The sequence below is a fragment of the Candidatus Nitronauta litoralis genome, assembly GCA_015698285.1.
Taxonomy (GTDB): domain Bacteria; phylum Nitrospinota; class Nitrospinia; order Nitrospinales; family Nitrospinaceae; genus Nitronauta; species Nitronauta litoralis.
The window spans coordinates 1,193,879-1,210,470 of the sequence record CP048685.1; the positions used below are offsets into that span (position 1 = coordinate 1,193,879).

Consider the following 16,592-nt stretch of genomic DNA (forward strand, 5'->3'; position numbering starts at 1 on the left):
GGGCTGGTCTATTTTAAAACTAGGAACTGCTGGCAGGAGTTTTCTCGAGGGCCCGTATTTTATCTTTAATTATTTTGACTTTTTCAGGCTGTCTTGTGCCGAATAACTGGACCGCATTTTTAAACAGGGGCAATGCTTCTTCCGGTTGTTTTTTCCCCACCATGGCCTCTCCCATGGTTTGAAGAGCCTGCGCTTCGCCATCAGTATTTTTGGTTTTTTGTGCAAGCAGACGCTTGTTTTGCCCTGCCTTCAAAGCCTCTTCCCAATTTCCTGCTTTAAGAAATGCATCTCCCATTAAACCGAGGATTCTGAGTTCCTCACCGGTAGCCTTGATCTTGCGGAGAATAGACCGGGAACTGTTGGCTAATTTTATTCCCTGCTCCGGATCTCCAGCCAGCATCAGGCAGGCCCCATGCAGGCCCATTGAAAGAGCATGCCCTAAAGAATCGCGGATTTTTTGGTACAGCGTTGAAGCACTCTGATAACTGGATGCGGCCTTGGCGGGTTCATCGGTAAAGAGGAACGCATCGCCCAGATTATGATGCAGCCCGGCAATGGATTTGGCGTCTTCGGATTTAACCTGGCTTTTCAAAGCATCCTGCAGGGTTTCGATAGCGGTTTGTGAATCGCCGGACTGCAATTGCGCCTGCCCCAATGCGGAAAGCAAACGGGTCTGGGAATTGGAGTCATTCATATTCCGGGCCGTTTCCAATGCCATTTTCAGCCACTCCATGGCCTTGCCGGGATCTTTTGCCAGGAGGTGAGTATTGGCAATTTCTTCCTGGGCTCGAAGGATGGCTGAATGTTCTCCAATGGTGTCGGCAGCTTTGACCTCATTCTGAAAATGTTCGAGCGCCTTGTTCCAGTTTTTCTGACCCAGGAAAGCCACACCCAGTCCATGCAAAACATCCAGTTCCACTTTGGGATTTTCCTGTTTCTGTGAAAGCGCGAGGGATTTTTCCAGAGATTCGATTGCCTTTTTCCAATTCTTGACGCTGTTGTATTCTTGCCCCAGAAACAGCAGACAGTTCAACTCCCCTTCTTCATCCTGGAGATTTTTGGCGGCCAGTAATCCGCCTTCCAGCCAGGGCAATCGGTTCTGGGCAGACTGGCGAAGTTGCAGCAAGGGATAACCCAATTCGGCAAATCCCTGGCAAATACGCGCGATTTCGTTGTCCTTCAGGCAATTGGCCTGAGCCCACGCCTGACCCGCCTGGAAATTTTTCCAATCCAGATCAAACAATTGCAAGGCCTGATCCTTTTTGGAAGCCAGGGTTGAGTTAAACAGGTCGTTTAACATTTGCATGCGGGTCATATAAAAAGTGGCACGCCTCAGGTCAGTTTGTCCCGGGTTAACTTTATTGAGCTTGGTTACCAGCCAGCGTTGAATAGTAGGCGGGATCTGGTACCGGTCGGTGTGCTCGTTAAACTCTACAAAACCGAGCCGCACCAGCATTTCCAGTTTTATGTTTTCTTTGTCTTCACAAATAAAGGCTTCCGCATCACCATAGAAGCTACCGCGGAATTGCATTAATTTTGACAATATTAATTTAACCGAGTCCGGGATAATCAGAAAAAGGATCGTCAATACAGTTTCAATTCCTGCCTGATTTCTGTTGGGTGCAGTTTTCTCAACCTCTTTAAAAATATCGCGCAGTTTTTTAGCGAACTTCTCCGGGTCGAAAGAGTCGAATTCATTCAGGAAACGACCGCAAAGACTGGCAGCCAGCGGGTTGTAAGCAGCGTAACGACCGATCTCCGCCCCCCAAAACCCAATCCGGCTTGCCCAAAGATTTAACAGGTCTTTTAAATTCTGTTCGGAAAGCGGCTCCAGTTTTTCCCAGTCCATATTTTCGATTTTTAATTTTTCTTCAGAAGTGAGGATCAAGCCAACGCTTTTGGAGGGTGGCATGAGTTTCAAAACTTCCGCTGAGGTTCGAACATTATCGAAAAACAGCAGGATTTTTTTTCCGTGTAACAGTTTTCGATACTGGGCAACCAACCCTTCGAAGTTGGATGGTGTCTTGGAGCCGGGCGACAGGGAATTGATCACGTGGGCCATGGCCTCGCTGGTTGCCGTGTCCGGGTTATCAGCCAAATCAAAGTTAAAATAAATCTGGGCTTCGGGAAAAATTGGCGTGATTTTATCAACCACCTTCAAGATGGTTGCTGTTTTTCCTATCCCACGCGGTCCATGGAATGCGTTGAAATGCTTTCCATCCTTGAACCTGCCTACGATATTCACTATTTCAGTCTTTCGACCAAAAAAATCTTCGGGAGGAGCATCGACCTGATGTTGAGCCAGCGATTTGAGTTTGGAATCGCCCTTTTCTTTCCGTACGTTTTCTATTTTCCTGGCAATTGAGGCGAGCCTGGAATTACCAGACCTGGGCTTTGAATTAGACTCCGACGGAGATTTTACAAAACGAGACTGGGTTTCCCCACCTTCTTCTTTTTCAGATAGCACCCCACTGTCCTCATTTTCAGGCTTTTTAAAAATGAATATGAGGCCGATCCCGCCAATCACAAGAATCATCAGGCCCAATATCATGGACACAAGCTTTCCCCTTTGTTTTAAACAGCCAATCGCGGATGGAGTACCAGATATTCAGGATAAGGCTAAACCTGTAAAAATGAAGCCCTTTTTGGGGATGGGCATAAGGTTTTGCCCATTTTTGTAAATCATTCCTCAAGCTAGCCTTGATGGACCCTACTCCGAACTCAGAAAGTTTTGCCATATAAGTCAAAGGAATAGGGTAGAATTGACATTTTTGGGCGGGTTTGATAAACAGCTTGCATCCTGTAACCGGGCGGAAACCTTTTACTTCAAAACATTTCCGGCCTTTGACCCCACGCCGACCGAGGCTTTTCCTTAATCCCTGGAATAACTGATGGCTGAACTTCTAATTGAAATCGGAACAGAAGAAATACCGGCGGGTTACATTGCTCCGGCCCTGGCCTCAATGGCGGAAAACCTTTCTGGCTGGCTTCAAAAAAACCACATCAAGGCAGGAAAACCCGTGACCTGTGGCACTCCCCGCCGCCTGACTTTGTGTATATCAGATCTCAATCCCATGCAGGACGATGTTGTGGAAGTCCACAAAGGCCCCAATGTCAAAGCAGCTTACGATGCAGAAGGAAACCCGACCAAGGCGGCACTGGGGTTTGCCCGAGGCAAGGGTCTGGATGTTTCCGAATTGAGCCAGGAAGACACTCCAAAGGGAAAAGTTCTGTGTGCCCGGATTGAAAAGACCGGACGCCCAACAAAAGATCTTCTCGATGAATATCTGCCCGACTGGATCCACGGTATTCCTTTCCCCAAAAAAATGCGCTGGGGAAGTAATCGCCAGGCATTTGTCCGGCCCCTTCACTGGATTGTTGCTGTGCTTGAAGGGGAGCCACTCTCTTTTGAAGTTGAAGGCGTCCAGGCCGGTAATACAACCCGGGGCCATCGATTCCTGAACCCGGATTCCCTGACCGTTGAAAACTTTGAAGACTATCGGGACCAGCTTTCAAAACATTCCGTCAGCGTTGATCCTGAAGAGCGCAAACAGGTCATCCAGAAACAATTAAAGGCTTTGGCAGAGGAGGTTGGCGGATTTATAAAGGAAGACTTGGAGCTATTACAAACCGTAGCGCACCTTGTGGAATTACCCATACCCCTCCGAGGGCAGTACGATGCCCGGTATCTTGAACTCCCCGTCGAGCTACTTGAAATCACAATGAAATATCACCAGAAGTATTTTCCGATCTGGGAAACCGAAACAAAGCTGCTTCCCTATTTTGTGACTGTGAGCAATATGCCTGTTGTAGAAGGATCCTCTATTATTCCCGGAAATCAGCGGGTGTTGAAAGCCCGGCTTGAAGATGCCCGCTTCTTTTATGAAGAAGATCAGAAAAAGCGCCTGTCGGACTTCACAGAAGCCTTAAAAGGGGTGGTATTCCAGAAAGATCTCGGAACCCTGTATGAAAAAGTCGAGCGATCTGTGGGCCTCATGGAACGTTTAAAAGAGTTCACAAGTGGAACAGATGTCGGTTTTATCGAAGTAGCCAAACGCGCTATTCGACTCTGCAAAGCCGACCTCAATACCCAGATGGTTTTTGAATTTCCGGAACTGCAGGGCATCATCGGTGGCTATTACGCCCTGAAAGATGAGGGAGAGCCGATCGCGACTGCCATCAAAGAGCATTACAAGCCGGCATTCGCTGGAGACGGTGTTCCCTCGACAGAGCTTGGGGCTTTTGTTGCGTTGGTGGATAAACTGGATACCATTGTCGCCTGCATCGGTGTTGGACTGATCCCCACAGGCTCAGAAGACCCTTACGCCCTGCGTCGCCACGCAATGGGGATTATCCAGATCCTGATTGAGAAAAATATCCCGGTAACCCTGGACTGCCTTACGGAAGCGGGCATCGCCCAATTAGGCGACAGGGCAAAATTGGGACATGAGGAAATCCGCCAGCATGTACTCGACCTTTTCCACCAGCGCCTGAAGACAATGTTGTCCAATGAGGGCTATGAATATGATGTCATTGATGCTGTATTGGCCTCCGGAAACCAGGATTCATTTAAAATTCTCCAGGCCAAGACCGCAGCTTTATCAGAATTAAAGAAAAAGGATTATTTTGATTCACTGGCGGGAGCGTTTCGTAGAGTGGTGAATATACTGGAAGGGAAAACCTATTCGGGCCTGGATTCGAGTTTGTTTGAAAAATCTGCTGAGAATAATTTGCTGGATAAGGTACGTTCTATTGAAGAAGATGTGGTCAACCTGTTTTCCAAGCGGGATTTTTCCGGGGCCCTGGCCCGAATCGTCGAAATCAGGCCAGAAGTGGATGCCTTCTTTGATGATGTCATGGTCAATGTCGACGACGAGAAAGTGAAGCACAATCGCAAAGCTTTGTTATCCGTAATCGCGGGATTGTTTTCACAAATTGCAGACTTTTCCAAAATCGTCATCAAAAAAGGTTGAAAACTCCTCTACGCATCCGCTAAATTGGGCCTTGCAAGGGAAACACACCTGTTTTGTTTTCCCGAATTCTGAATTACCAACCTTTGTCTTTTTCCTCCATGACCAAAACACCCAAATACATTTATTTTTTTGGCGGCGATAAAACCGAAGGCCGGGCGGATATGCGTGACCTGCTCGGTGGCAAAGGAGCCAACCTTGCCGAGATGGCTTCCCTGAATATCAATGTACCCCCGGGATTTACCATCAGTACCCGGGCCTGCACGGCTTACTTTAATGGAGGGGATAAATTTCCTCCATCACTCTGGGACGAAGTGATGGCCAATCTCGATACCTTGGAAAAAATCATGGGTAAAGAATTGGGTGGAGCTTCAGACCCGCTTTTGGTATCTGTCCGTTCCGGTGCCCCCGCTTCCATGCCGGGCATGATGGATACCGTACTGAACCTGGGTCTGAACGACAAGGCAGTTCATGGGCTGGCCCTCAAAACTGAAAATGAAAGGTTTGCCTTTGATTGTTACCGTCGGTTCATTGCCATGTTCGGCAACGTGGTACAGGGTATATCCGGAGAGGTATTTGAAAACATCATTCAAAAAATAAAGAACAAGCGCGATATCGAGCATGATGTTGACCTTTCGACCAAAGACCTGAAATCCATTATTAAACAGTTTAAAAATGCTGTTAAGAAAAACACAGGTAAGGAATTTCCAACAGATCCCAAAGATCAATTAAGGCTGGCTATTAAAGCTGTATTTAATTCCTGGAACACTCCCCGGGCCAAAACTTACAGGAAACTAAATAGTATTCCTCCGGAATGGGGAACTGGTGTCAATGTACAGTCCATGGTGTTCGGAAACATGGGCAATACCTCGGCCACCGGTGTGGCGTTCACTCGTAATCCCGCGACAGGAGAAAAGAAGTTTTTCGGGGAATATATGGTCAATGCACAGGGCGAGGATGTGGTCGCTGGCATACGCACCCCGAACCCGATCTCCAAGCTGGAAGAGGACATGCCGGAAAGCTATAAAACGCTTAATGAAGTTTGCCAGACTCTGGAAAAACATTACCACGACATGCAGGACATCGAGTTTACAATCCAGGACAACCAGTTGTTCCTGCTACAAACCCGATCGGGAAAACGTACCGCAGCAGCCGCAATCAAAGTTGCGGTGGACATGGTCAATGAAGGACTCATAAGTAAACAGGAAGCGGTAGCACGGGTTCCAGCCAATCAGATCGATCAGATTTTTCACCCGATGATAAATCCCAAATCGAAAGCGGAATTACTGGGTCAGGGCCTGGGTGCTTCACCCGGTGCGGCCGTGGGCAAAATAGTATTTACCCCGGAACATGCATTGGCATTGGCCGAAAAAAAAGAAAAAGTCATCCTGGTTCGTATGGAAACCTCCCCGGAAGATATCCATGGAATGAGTGTCGCTCAGGCTATATTGACCGCCAAGGGCGGAATGACTTCGCATGCGGCGGTTGTAGCCCGCGCTATGGGCAAACCCTGCGTCTCAGGTTGTGGAGACCTCGCCGTCGATATCAAAAAGAAACAAGCGATCCTTAATGGAACTAAATTGCGGGGGGGAGACCCGATCACCCTGGACGGAACCACGGGGAAAGTATTTAATGGAAAGGTCGATCTGGTACAGCCCCAGCTGACAGGGTCTTTTGCATCACTCATGACCTGGGTTGGCAAAATGCGTAAACTAAAGGTTCGCGCCAATGCGGATACACCTCATGATGCTCTTGTAGCGCGTGAATTCGGGGCTGAAGGGATCGGTCTTTGTCGAACGGAGCATATGTTTTTTGATGAAGACCGTATTCTTTGGGTCCGAAAAATGATTCTGTCCGAAACTGAAAAAGAGCGGGACGAAGCATTGAAAAAACTGGAACCCATCCAGCGCAGAGACTTCACAGAAATTTTTCGGGCCATGGAAGGCCGGCCAGTCACCATACGTCTGCTTGACCCGCCCCTCCACGAATTTGTACCCAGTGTCCCGGCGGAAATCAAAATTCTGGCAAAGGCAATGAAAATCTCCCCTTCCAAGCTGACCAAGAAAATTGATGCCATGAAGGAGCTGAACCCAATGCTTGGGCTGCGCGGGTGTCGTCTCGGAATTGTTTACCCAAGCATATACAGAATGCAGGTACAGGCCATAATGGAAGCTGCCTGCAAGCTTACTAAAAAGAAGTTAAAGGTATTTCCTGAAATCATGATTCCGTTGGTGAGTACTGTTTCCGAGTTCATCCTGATGCGACAACATGTCGATGAAGTCGCCCTGTCAGTTATAGAAAAAACTGGAGTGAAAGTTAACTACAAAGTTGGCACTATGATTGAACTCCCGCGCGCGGCTATCACTGCCGATAAAATTGCACAGGAGGCAGATTTCTTTTCATTTGGAACAAATGATCTGACTCAAACGGCCTTTGGTCTCAGCCGGGACGATGCAGGTAGTTTTCTGCCAGAATATATGAACCAGGATGTGTTGTCGCAGGATCCTTTTGTCAGTGTAGACAAGGAGGGTGTCGGATTTTTAGTTCAGATGGCGATTGAGAAAGGCCGAGGTGTTAAAGAAAATTTATCGTTAGGTATTTGTGGTGAGCATGGTGGCGACCCGGCTTCGATTGAATTTTTTCACCAGGCCGGTCTCGACTATGTGAGTTGTTCCCCTTACCGTGTTCCAACTGCCATCCTCGCATGCGCCCAGGCGAATATATAGCCATTGTCTAAGCCTTCGCCGATGAGCAGGGCCAAATGTTCGATTAACCAACAGGGAAAACAGGGGAGGGAGCCTGCTCACCATCGTCATATTGGCTTAATAAGCTGAGGTTTCCTTATCAGAGGTCTCTCCGAAGTAAAGTGGCATAGTGAAGTAGAAGGTTGTTCCGATGCCCACTTCGCTTTCAAAACCTATCCTGCCTCCCATGGCTTCGATCAGGTTTTTTGAAATGGAAAGCCCTATACCCATTCCTTCTATCTTGCTGAATTCCCAATCAAGGCGTTCAAAAGGCTCAAATATTGTTTCAGCCTTATCTCCAGGAACCCCCATTCCGGTGTCGCGAACTATCAGGGTCAATTGATTCTCTTCGTCAGTTTTAATTCTGATTTCGACTTTGCCACTTGGACGGTTGAATTTAATGGCATTCGAAATCAGATTGTTCAATACCTGGCGAATGCGCTTTGGGTCTGCCTTTATGACAAGGTGATTATGAGGGAGGTTTCCACAATCAAGTGTGACATTGTACTTTTGTGCCATTGGCTGAAGCATGGTCTCTGTCTCGTGTGCCAAGAGCACCATATCCACAGGCTCGAGATTCAAGATACACCCACCCGATTCTATCTGGGATAATGTCAGCACTTCGTTGATCAGTGAATGAAGATGATTCCCTGCAGCAAAAATGTGGTCAATTGATTTTTCATTTTGCTCGCGGATATCCGTCTGGACATTCCACCCTCTCATTTTTAACAATTGACTGAATCCAAGTATGGCATTGAGTGGAGTTCGCAACTCGTGACTCATCCTTGATAGAAAATCGGTTTTAGCCCGATTTGCGTTTTCGGCAACCTCCTTCGCTTTTTCAAGGTCCTGGGTTCGCTCACGTACTTTGATAGCAAGGCTTTCCTTGGAATTCAAAATGGATATATTCTGTTTTTCGATTTGTGAAAGCATTTTATTGTAATGATCCACTAACATTCCCATTTCCCCGCCCGTTTTTTTCTCTGCCCGCAACTGGTAATCACCAGTTTCTCCAACCTGTCGTGAAATTTTTACGAGTTGTGCGATGGGGTTTGATATTTGACGCGCTAAAAGAATCGAAACTGCAATCCCAAATAACATGACACCGGCAGCGATGAGAAAAAAACGAATCTGTTCGTTTAATATCCTTTCATAAATCGACTTTAAGGAAAACTCGACAACGAAACTTCCAAGTATCTTTTCCTTTAATGTTTCAGGGTCATATCCTTTTATTGGAACTGCCCAACAAATTTCCTCGTTCTTAACCAATGGCTCCTTCTGGTTCAAAAGCTCTTTTACAGAAATATTTTGCAATCCCTCTTGATTCAACCCAGCTATGACATTGGATTGGTTATCTAAAATCAAAAGGGAGGATAACCTGGGCTCATTCTTCATCCGATTAATGATATTGCGGATATATTCCAGGTTGAGATTACTCAAACCATATCCCAGAGCCTCTGCCGATAAATGAGTAAAGTTTATAATTTCCGACTTGGAAACCTGAAGAACCAGTTTCCTGTTGCTATCCAGTGTCAAGGTAATGAATGTGATCATCACCAAAAACAAGACGGATAGGATGCTCAGCAGGATTTTAGTTTTAATCGGCAGGTCCGATAAAAAACCCGAAAATTTGACTTTATTTTTCAACATTAAACCTTAAACTCAATGCATTACGATTTATTAATAATGCGAAATTTCGCTTCTTCAATAACGGTTTGGAGACCGGAGGGATGGCTGAGCTGAGCTTTTTTGCTGAATTTGATTATTTGTTTACAAAAATTCCTGTGCTATTAATAATAGGCCTAATTGCGACTTAATCAAGGCCATTTTGGGCATTTTCCCTTTTTCTCGCATGGACAAATTTCTTATTCACCAGTTTCTTTTGATCCCGTTTATGGGAGGTCTTCTGGCGATTACCTCGCCTTCCCGGGCCTATGCTAATGAGAAAAAGGTTATCATCACCGAACCCGAAAATAATTCCACTGTCACCAATCCCTTCAAGGTTTGTATGGAGGCTTTGGGATTAATTGTCGAGCCCTCCGACGGTGACCCTTATGAGGGAAGAGGACACCACCACATTCTATTCAGTTCATTGCCCAAAGATTTGACTCGTCCCCTTCGGAGGAAGGAAGCCATCCATCTTTCGAAAGGGGAACATTGTGTCAGTTTAAATATGGAGCCGGGAAAGCATGTTATTATTGCCCTTTTCTCGTACGGAGACCACGTTCCCTATAAACCCGCAATATCAGACCGGATTCTGGTTACCGTCAATTAATTCAAGAGGGTATGAATTAATTTGTTGAGGCTATGAAGTTCTCTTTTCAGGGGTGGACCTGATTCCTATGTTAAAAAGGCTACTCTCTTTTTTATTCGCGACGTTATCTTGTCTAGGTTCCTCTTTCCTGTTTTCTTCCGAATCACTTGCGACAAATTTTGATTGGGGCACCTTACAACCCAGCCTCAAAGGTCTTCCCTTTATTGCGAATTCGGGAAATCCTCAGGATGAAACAGAATGTTTGTTATGCCATGAAAAGTATATCCGGGCATTTGGCAAAACATCGCACGCCAGAGCTTTTCAAAATAAACAACCCGGAAAACTGGGAAGTATCTGCGAGAACTGCCACGGCCCCCTGGGTCAACACCTGAAGATTAAACTATCAGGAAAAAGAAAATCCCCCAGCTCAAGAAAACGTAAGCCACATTTTCTATTTTCATTTAAAAACCCGTCTCCTTTTAAAAAAAATAAAGTCTGCCTGCAATGTCATGAATCGCAAAATAGAACGATGTTCTGGCAGGGCAGTTCGCATGAAATGACAGGGCTCGCCTGCGACAAGTGCCATTACATCAGCAAACGGCGCTCCCGAAAAAATCTACTACGCAACAAAGATTCTAAAAAGGTCTGTTTCCAATGCCATCGCGACAAGCGTTCCAAAATGATGCGGACATCCCACATGCCTCTCCGGCAGGGAAAATTAAATTGCAGTTCGTGCCACAACCCGCATGGGGGAGATGGCCCGGCCCTCCTCAACCAAAGTTCGGTCAATCTGACCTGCTTCACCTGCCATCAGGAAAAACGCGGGCCCTTTATTTTTGAACACATTCCAGTCCGTGAAAATTGCAGTAATTGCCATGACCCCCATGGGTCAAATTTTCGGCCCCTTTTAAAACACAAAATGCCTTTCTTATGCCAACAATGTCATCTGCAGGCCTTTCACCCAGGCGACATTTACGACAATAAAAAACTCGGTGCCTCCTCCCGTCTAGGTGGAAAGTCCTGCGTTAACTGCCACAGTAATATTCACGGCTCCAACCACCCTGCAGGATCCAAACTGCAACGATGACACGATTTCTCCTCACACTCATGGTAATGTCATCAATGATGGCTTCGAGTGTTTGGGCCCAAGAGGATCTACCAGTCTTTGATATTGTCGGTGGTATTCCAAATTCCAAAGATGAAAACAAATGGATTCACGAAGGCTGGAATGGTCAATTGACTTTGGGTGGGGCGGGAGTCTCCCTTAGCAGGCCTTCCTTTAAGTTCGGGGAATACTCGGGAATAGAGGGAACCGGCGGATACGCACTGGTAGAAGGCGAATTGCACCATTTTAAAGAAAACCGGTTTTTGGATATCTACGCCGATAACCTGGGTCTGGAAAACCGCAACATATCCTTCGACTATGGTAAAACCAACAGCTATCAGTTTTTCGGTGAATGGGATCAATCACCCCATCTATTGTTCAGTGAAAACCTGACACCCTACCAGGGAACTGGGAGCTCCCGCCTGTCTTTACCCTCCAGTTTCCCGAAAATGGTTTCATTTACCAATACCCCCCTTCCAACTGGCAATCCCGTTGAACTGAAAGTGGATTCGCGAAATGAAGCAACTTTGGGTATGGTTAAACAACTAGGGGCTTATCAATTCGATATTAAATTTAACCGGATTGAAAAAAATGGGATTCGTTCGCTTGGCGGTGTGATCGGAAATTCTCCGGCCAATCCCATGGCGATCATTCTCCCGGCTCCTATCGACTTTCATACCAATGAAGTTCGCGCTACCTTTTCAAAAAAAATAGAAAACGCAAATTTCAGTTTTCAATACTTTGGTTCTTTCTTTGACAACCGGCAGGATTCCCTTGTTTTTGATTCCCCTTTCGCCGGCCTGATTCCATTTTTCGACAATGCAAGCCCTTTGTCAGTAGGCCCCCTACCGGCCCAAGGCAGGATTTCCCTGGAACCGGATAATCAATTTCATCAGATAAGGCTCGCCAGTGGGTGGAATCCGACCCCTTCAACCCGCCTGACTGCAACGGCAGAATACGGTATGGCATTTCAGGATGATATGCTGATGCCTTACGCTGTGGACAGTAGCCGCGGTTTGTTGCCGCGACAATCAGCAGATGCAGCGATCAGCAATTTGATGATTAAACTAAAGGCAACCACTTCCCTGACACCCAAACTCAAACTAGCTGCTAAGTTCCGCCATTTCAGTACCGATAATCAGACACCCATTTCCCTGTTTCAACCTGTTGTCAATGACACAGGGCCACAACAGCCTGTTTCAGGAGATCAATCTGTTTTCAATCTCCCGGTTCAATACTCCCAGAACCAGGGCAATCTTGATCTAAGTTTTCAGCTTTGGGACGCCACCATTCTCAAGACAGGCTTTCAGGTTCTTCATAAAGACAGGGACTTTCGCGCGATTGACGAATCCATTGAAAATAAATTCTCCCTGGGAATCTCTTCAAATGAACTGAACTGGATGTCGGTAACTGCAAGCCTTTCATATGCACGCACAGACACGGATGGCTATAACTTTGAGAACGTCCGGGCTCTAAGAAACACGCCGCAATTTTTGGGAAGCCCGACAAGCCCCCTTTTGGCTGCACCCGCCGATTTCAGGAAGAAGGACATAGCCGAAAACAATCAACTTCAATCCATGTTAAGTTTGAATTTTTTTCCAGTTGAAAATCTTACGATAGGAGTTTCACACAACTGGATTCAACAGAAGTTTCCTGAGCAATTCATTGGTCTGCAAGAGGTCCAGGCCCAGAGCGCCACGATAGACCTCACACACAATCCTTTTCCGACTCTCTCTTATTCATTCTTCTTTTCTTATGACACCAATAAAATAGATCAGATGGGGCGGGCTCATAATTTTATTACACCCGGTTCCATCAACGACCCTAACCGGAATTATAGTGTAATGCTGGACGACAACTCTTATACGGCGGGGGCAGGTGGTGAATGGTTGATCTTCAACAACAGGGTCAACCTGAAAGCGGACTACTCAATTTCAAAAAATATTTCAGATATTGGTTTTATGGCAGGGCCTGATCCCTTCGTGGCCAATCCAGTCGACTTGCCATCCGTAAAAACCCTCCTCCATCAATTAAGTGGATCAGCCGAATTCAATATCTCAAGAGAAGTGTTGGTGGGCATGCGGGTGATCTATGAAAACTTTTCATTCGATGATTTTGCACTCGATAGCGTCAACGCGCAGGGCCTGATTTCACCATCTTCTTTTCCAACGTCTAACGGGGAAACGATCGCCCTCAGTAATACCATTCAGGATTACGAAGCCTACACCGGCATGCTGTATGTGACCTACCGGATGAGCGAAAATTAAGGTTCATTAGAGATATCTTGGAAGAAGTCATCGCATACAAAGCTGATAAAAACCCAAGGAAATTTTTACTATGATTGAAGACCACAATACCTGGTATGGGACTCATTTTTAATTCTACTCACGGTTACCGCCTTTTAGATCACCTTTTGAACATTCCTTCCTTTTGTAGATGCAAGAGATGTTGAAAGCATTGCTAACTGTTCGAACGCTACGACCCAAAAATAATTCAACCGGCAAAAAAAAACCGCCGTCGGGGTTAACCGACAGCGGGTCTATTTTTTTACGGTACAAAAAGGTGCCGTTAAATAATTTCCTGTTTCCTTTTACTAGGGCCAGTTGGGTTTGACAAACCGACAGGTATTTTCCAAATCCAGTTTGCGAACCGGACCCGCAATGTTCACCCAATTGGCTTGTTCCAGCTCATTGATTTCAGCTTCGACCGCCTTTAATTTACCCAACTCGCCAGCATAATAGAATTTGTTTGCCGCCCAGCAATCTGCCTGGTCAACTTGATCATTGTGTGCTGGCACATTTGTCCCAGGACGAACCCTGTGTCCGAGAACCAATCTGCCGCACTCGCGGTGGTAAAGGAAAGTTTTGGCATCTTCACTCAGTCCGCTCTTCTCTCCCGCATCTTTATTATAGTGAATTTGTGGCGCACCATTGGACCGGTAAATGGCAACCGCTAATTTGGACTGGTTGGGGTTTTCAACCCAAGCCACAACACGACCGTAATGATCCGTACAATGCGTTCCGGGGCCACCTGCCCAGGAAGTCGACACAGCCGACATCAGGAATATGAGTGTCCAGACATACCGTTTCATAGCTCTCCTCAATTTAAAAAAATAGCCGCCTCCCTCAAGGCAACCCTCATGGATATAACAAATTCTTGTCGGCAACCCCCGTATACCCTTATCATCCAAGGGACGACCCTGCTCTCGAGCCTTAAAGGTCTCCATTTATTGCGCCTATAATAAGGGAAATGCCAAAAGTTTTCAACGGTTTACTTGTCCGGTCCGGGGGCCTGGGCCACGCTGAAGGGACCTTCTGGTGCCAGAAACGAAAAACAGCGTGCAAACTCCAATCCTCCCGTCCTCCCCACAACCTCTGCCAACAGAGCCCGGTTCGCATAAACAAATTGAACCATTGACAAGGGGTAGCCTTTTAACTTGTTGCTCTTTGGGTCTATCTGATCCAGGAAAGTGTTATCCTTTTCCACCTCACCAAATAAAACGCTTCCCCATTTGGGCCAGTTTTGAAACAACACGAGCCAGTAAAATAACCTTTCCGGCTCCAGCTTCCGGTCTCCATCCAACTGGGAATTAATGGCCTTTGCCAGTCGATACTGGTTGATAAGACATTTGACGCTTCGCGGACTGGCTTTGAGGTCCATCACCAGCGGATTTAATGCCTGCATTTCCTGTTCGGCAATTGCCATTTTCTCCTGCAGATCTTCCTGCCTCACGTTGATCAGCTCATGTTCATTGTCAATCTTTCCATCTTGTTGAGAAACTGTTGCACTGGCTCCCATCAAACGTTTGATGTATTTTCCATAGACCCAGGGTGGAGGTAACTGAAAGGGGATATGCACAATTTTCTGCAAAAAATATTGTCCATAGGCTTCCTTCTCTATTGCCGTAGCCGTATCTTCCAACATGAATTCATAGCGACTGGCAACCGCATGTGACACAACACGGGAATCCATCCCAAGAACCGTCACAAAGGGCAGACCCTCCAGACACAGATGCACCGCCTCCAATACTTCGACCACCCGGTCAGGCGAACAGCGATCGAGGTCATCCAGGAAAATGGCTATTCTGGCGGGATTTTCCTTTTTATCCTGTATGGCCTTTTTAAACATTTTTCGGATCAGATCCAGTTCATCAAAAGTCAATTGCCTGAATTCAGCCTTCCCGGTCCCGGTTGAAATACGATTGGCCTCCACTTGACTCAAAAAAGGATGTTTCCAGATATGCTTGAGTTTTACAAAGGACCAGGCAAACAAAAGGGTCAGAGCCCCCAATCCCATTAACAAGGACTCGGGTGTAATGGCTCCTTCGATCAAGCCCATCGATTTCAAAACATCAGTGACACCAGACAACTCAGCAATTTTATTCAGGGGAACGGTGAGAGTGTCCGGTTGAGTGAGGCCAAAAAATGCCAGCGTACCGGTCACCCAGTTATGGACTTTTTTAGCGCCCGCCATTGCCCGGGTCCGCATTTTTTTCAGGATATCGGCATTCCCACTGGGCTCGCTAATCAGCAGCAACCGCACTCGATCCTTAAAAGAAAATTGCCTGTCCAAAGCCAAAGCAATTTGCGATATCAACCCGAACCAGAGTGACGACGGGTCATCATAACGCCAGGGATTGAATTCGACACATTGTATTTTTGGAGAAATCATTTCACGGAGCTGCAACATGAAAGAGGACTTGCCGCTGCCCCATGGGCCATAGATACCCAGGGTAAGCGGGATTTCAGTCTTTGGGTGAGTGATCAAGGCCGCGAGGGCTTTGACGTAATGTTGACGATGGAGGGAATCAACTTTGGAAGGTTTATCGGAGTGAGCGTGTTCTGCGGAAGGCTTGGGATTGGGCTTCGACTTTTCGCTATCCCTTCCCTTTTTAGGAGGTACTTTTGATTTGCCCCAATCATCCTTCGGATCATCTTGAATTAACGAATTTAAGTCTTCTTCAAACTTTAATTCTTCGTCTTTTTTCATAACTATTATTTCTTGTCATTTAATTCATAAGGAATCAACTTAAAGTATTTCTAAAAACTATTAACTTCTAACCCTGCGCTTCAAAATCATCTTCACGCAGTTTTGCGGTTCCATCTTCCTGCAAAACCCAAAGCTCTTTATGAATGACACCGCTGGCTTTGTTCATTTTCCAGCCTGACTTCAATATCGCGCTTGTGGAATCGTTCACTTCAATTTGAGGATCGAGATATTCAACATCAGTCAAACCTTCATCAATAATTTTCTGCCAGAAAGCCTGTATCTGAGAGGTACCGGTAAACGTTCCGAAAGGCCGGGCCTCCATAATGGCATCGCTTTCATATTGTGCGGCACAACCCGCCGCATCTCCTGAATTGAACGCGGCTTTCCATTGCTCACTGGCTTTCTTAACCGCTTCAATCACAACGGCATTTTTATCCTGGGACGTCACTTCAATGGTCCTTTCCCTAAAGCCCAAACAACTCTCTTCATGTCCATCAAAAAACCAATTTTTACAGGTGGTTATTTCGGCG

The 16,592-nt window shown here is 46.4% G+C and carries 10 protein-coding genes; 5 read left to right on the plus strand and 5 right to left on the minus strand.

Features of this window, described 5'->3' with window-relative positions:
• Positions 1–19 precede the first annotated feature (19 nt).
• Positions 20–2,557: a tetratricopeptide repeat protein gene (locus G3M70_05355; protein ID QPJ61346.1), complete on the minus strand. Its 2,538-nt coding sequence runs from the start codon at positions 2,555–2,557 to the stop codon at positions 20–22.
• Positions 2,558–2,891: 334 nt separating this feature from the next.
• Here G3M70_05355 and G3M70_05360 point away from each other — a divergent pair, with 334 nt between their 5' ends.
• Both G3M70_05360 and G3M70_05365 read left to right on the plus strand, forming a co-directional pair.
• Positions 2,892–4,973: a glycine--tRNA ligase subunit beta gene (locus G3M70_05360; GenBank protein QPJ61347.1), complete on the plus strand. Its 2,082-nt coding sequence runs from the start codon at positions 2,892–2,894 to the stop codon at positions 4,971–4,973.
• 98 nt (positions 4,974–5,071) lie between these two features.
• Positions 5,072–7,696, plus strand: coding sequence for a pyruvate, phosphate dikinase (locus tag G3M70_05365; protein ID QPJ63719.1), 2,625 nt, complete (start codon positions 5,072–5,074; stop codon positions 7,694–7,696).
• A 96-nt stretch (positions 7,697–7,792) separates the two neighbouring features.
• Here G3M70_05365 and G3M70_05370 read toward each other — a convergent pair whose 3' ends face one another.
• Complete coding sequence (locus tag G3M70_05370) at positions 7,793–9,364, minus strand: HAMP domain-containing protein (protein QPJ61348.1); 1,572 nt, start codon at positions 9,362–9,364, stop codon at positions 7,793–7,795.
• Positions 9,365–9,566: 202 nt separating this feature from the next.
• On the opposite strand from G3M70_05370, the gene G3M70_05375 reads away from it, so the two are divergent.
• The 3 genes from G3M70_05375 to G3M70_05385 all read left to right on the plus strand — a co-directional run bounded on the left by G3M70_05375 (position 9,567) and on the right by G3M70_05385 (position 13,340).
• Positions 9,567–9,989, plus strand: a complete 423-nt coding sequence (locus G3M70_05375) for a DUF4399 domain-containing protein (protein ID QPJ61349.1) — start codon at positions 9,567–9,569, stop codon at positions 9,987–9,989.
• A 241-nt stretch (positions 9,990–10,230) separates the two neighbouring features.
• Positions 10,231–11,055, plus strand: a complete 825-nt coding sequence (locus tag G3M70_05380) for a DmsE family decaheme c-type cytochrome (GenBank protein ID QPJ61350.1) — start codon at positions 10,231–10,233, stop codon at positions 11,053–11,055.
• Positions 11,052–13,340, plus strand: a complete 2,289-nt coding sequence (locus tag G3M70_05385; protein ID QPJ61351.1) for an MtrB/PioB family decaheme-associated outer membrane protein — start codon at positions 11,052–11,054, stop codon at positions 13,338–13,340. Before G3M70_05380 ends, G3M70_05385 begins: the two co-directional genes overlap by 4 nt.
• Before the next feature lie 326 nt (positions 13,341–13,666).
• Here G3M70_05385 and G3M70_05390 read toward each other — a convergent pair whose 3' ends face one another.
• From G3M70_05390 to G3M70_05400, 3 genes are all read right to left on the minus strand, one after another.
• Positions 13,667–14,164 carry a hypothetical protein gene (locus G3M70_05390; GenBank protein QPJ61352.1) on the minus strand — a complete coding sequence of 166 codons (498 nt, stop codon included), beginning with the start codon at positions 14,162–14,164 and terminating at the stop codon, positions 13,667–13,669.
• 179 nt (positions 14,165–14,343) lie between these two features.
• Positions 14,344–16,062, minus strand: a complete 1,719-nt coding sequence (locus G3M70_05395) for a hypothetical protein (protein QPJ61353.1) — start codon at positions 16,060–16,062, stop codon at positions 14,344–14,346.
• A 67-nt stretch (positions 16,063–16,129) separates the two neighbouring features.
• The gene (locus tag G3M70_05400; GenBank protein ID QPJ61354.1) at positions 16,130–16,510 is read right to left on the minus strand and encodes an isochorismatase; all 381 of its coding nucleotides are present in this window, start codon (positions 16,508–16,510) and stop codon (positions 16,130–16,132) included.
• Positions 16,511–16,592 lie beyond the last annotated feature (82 nt).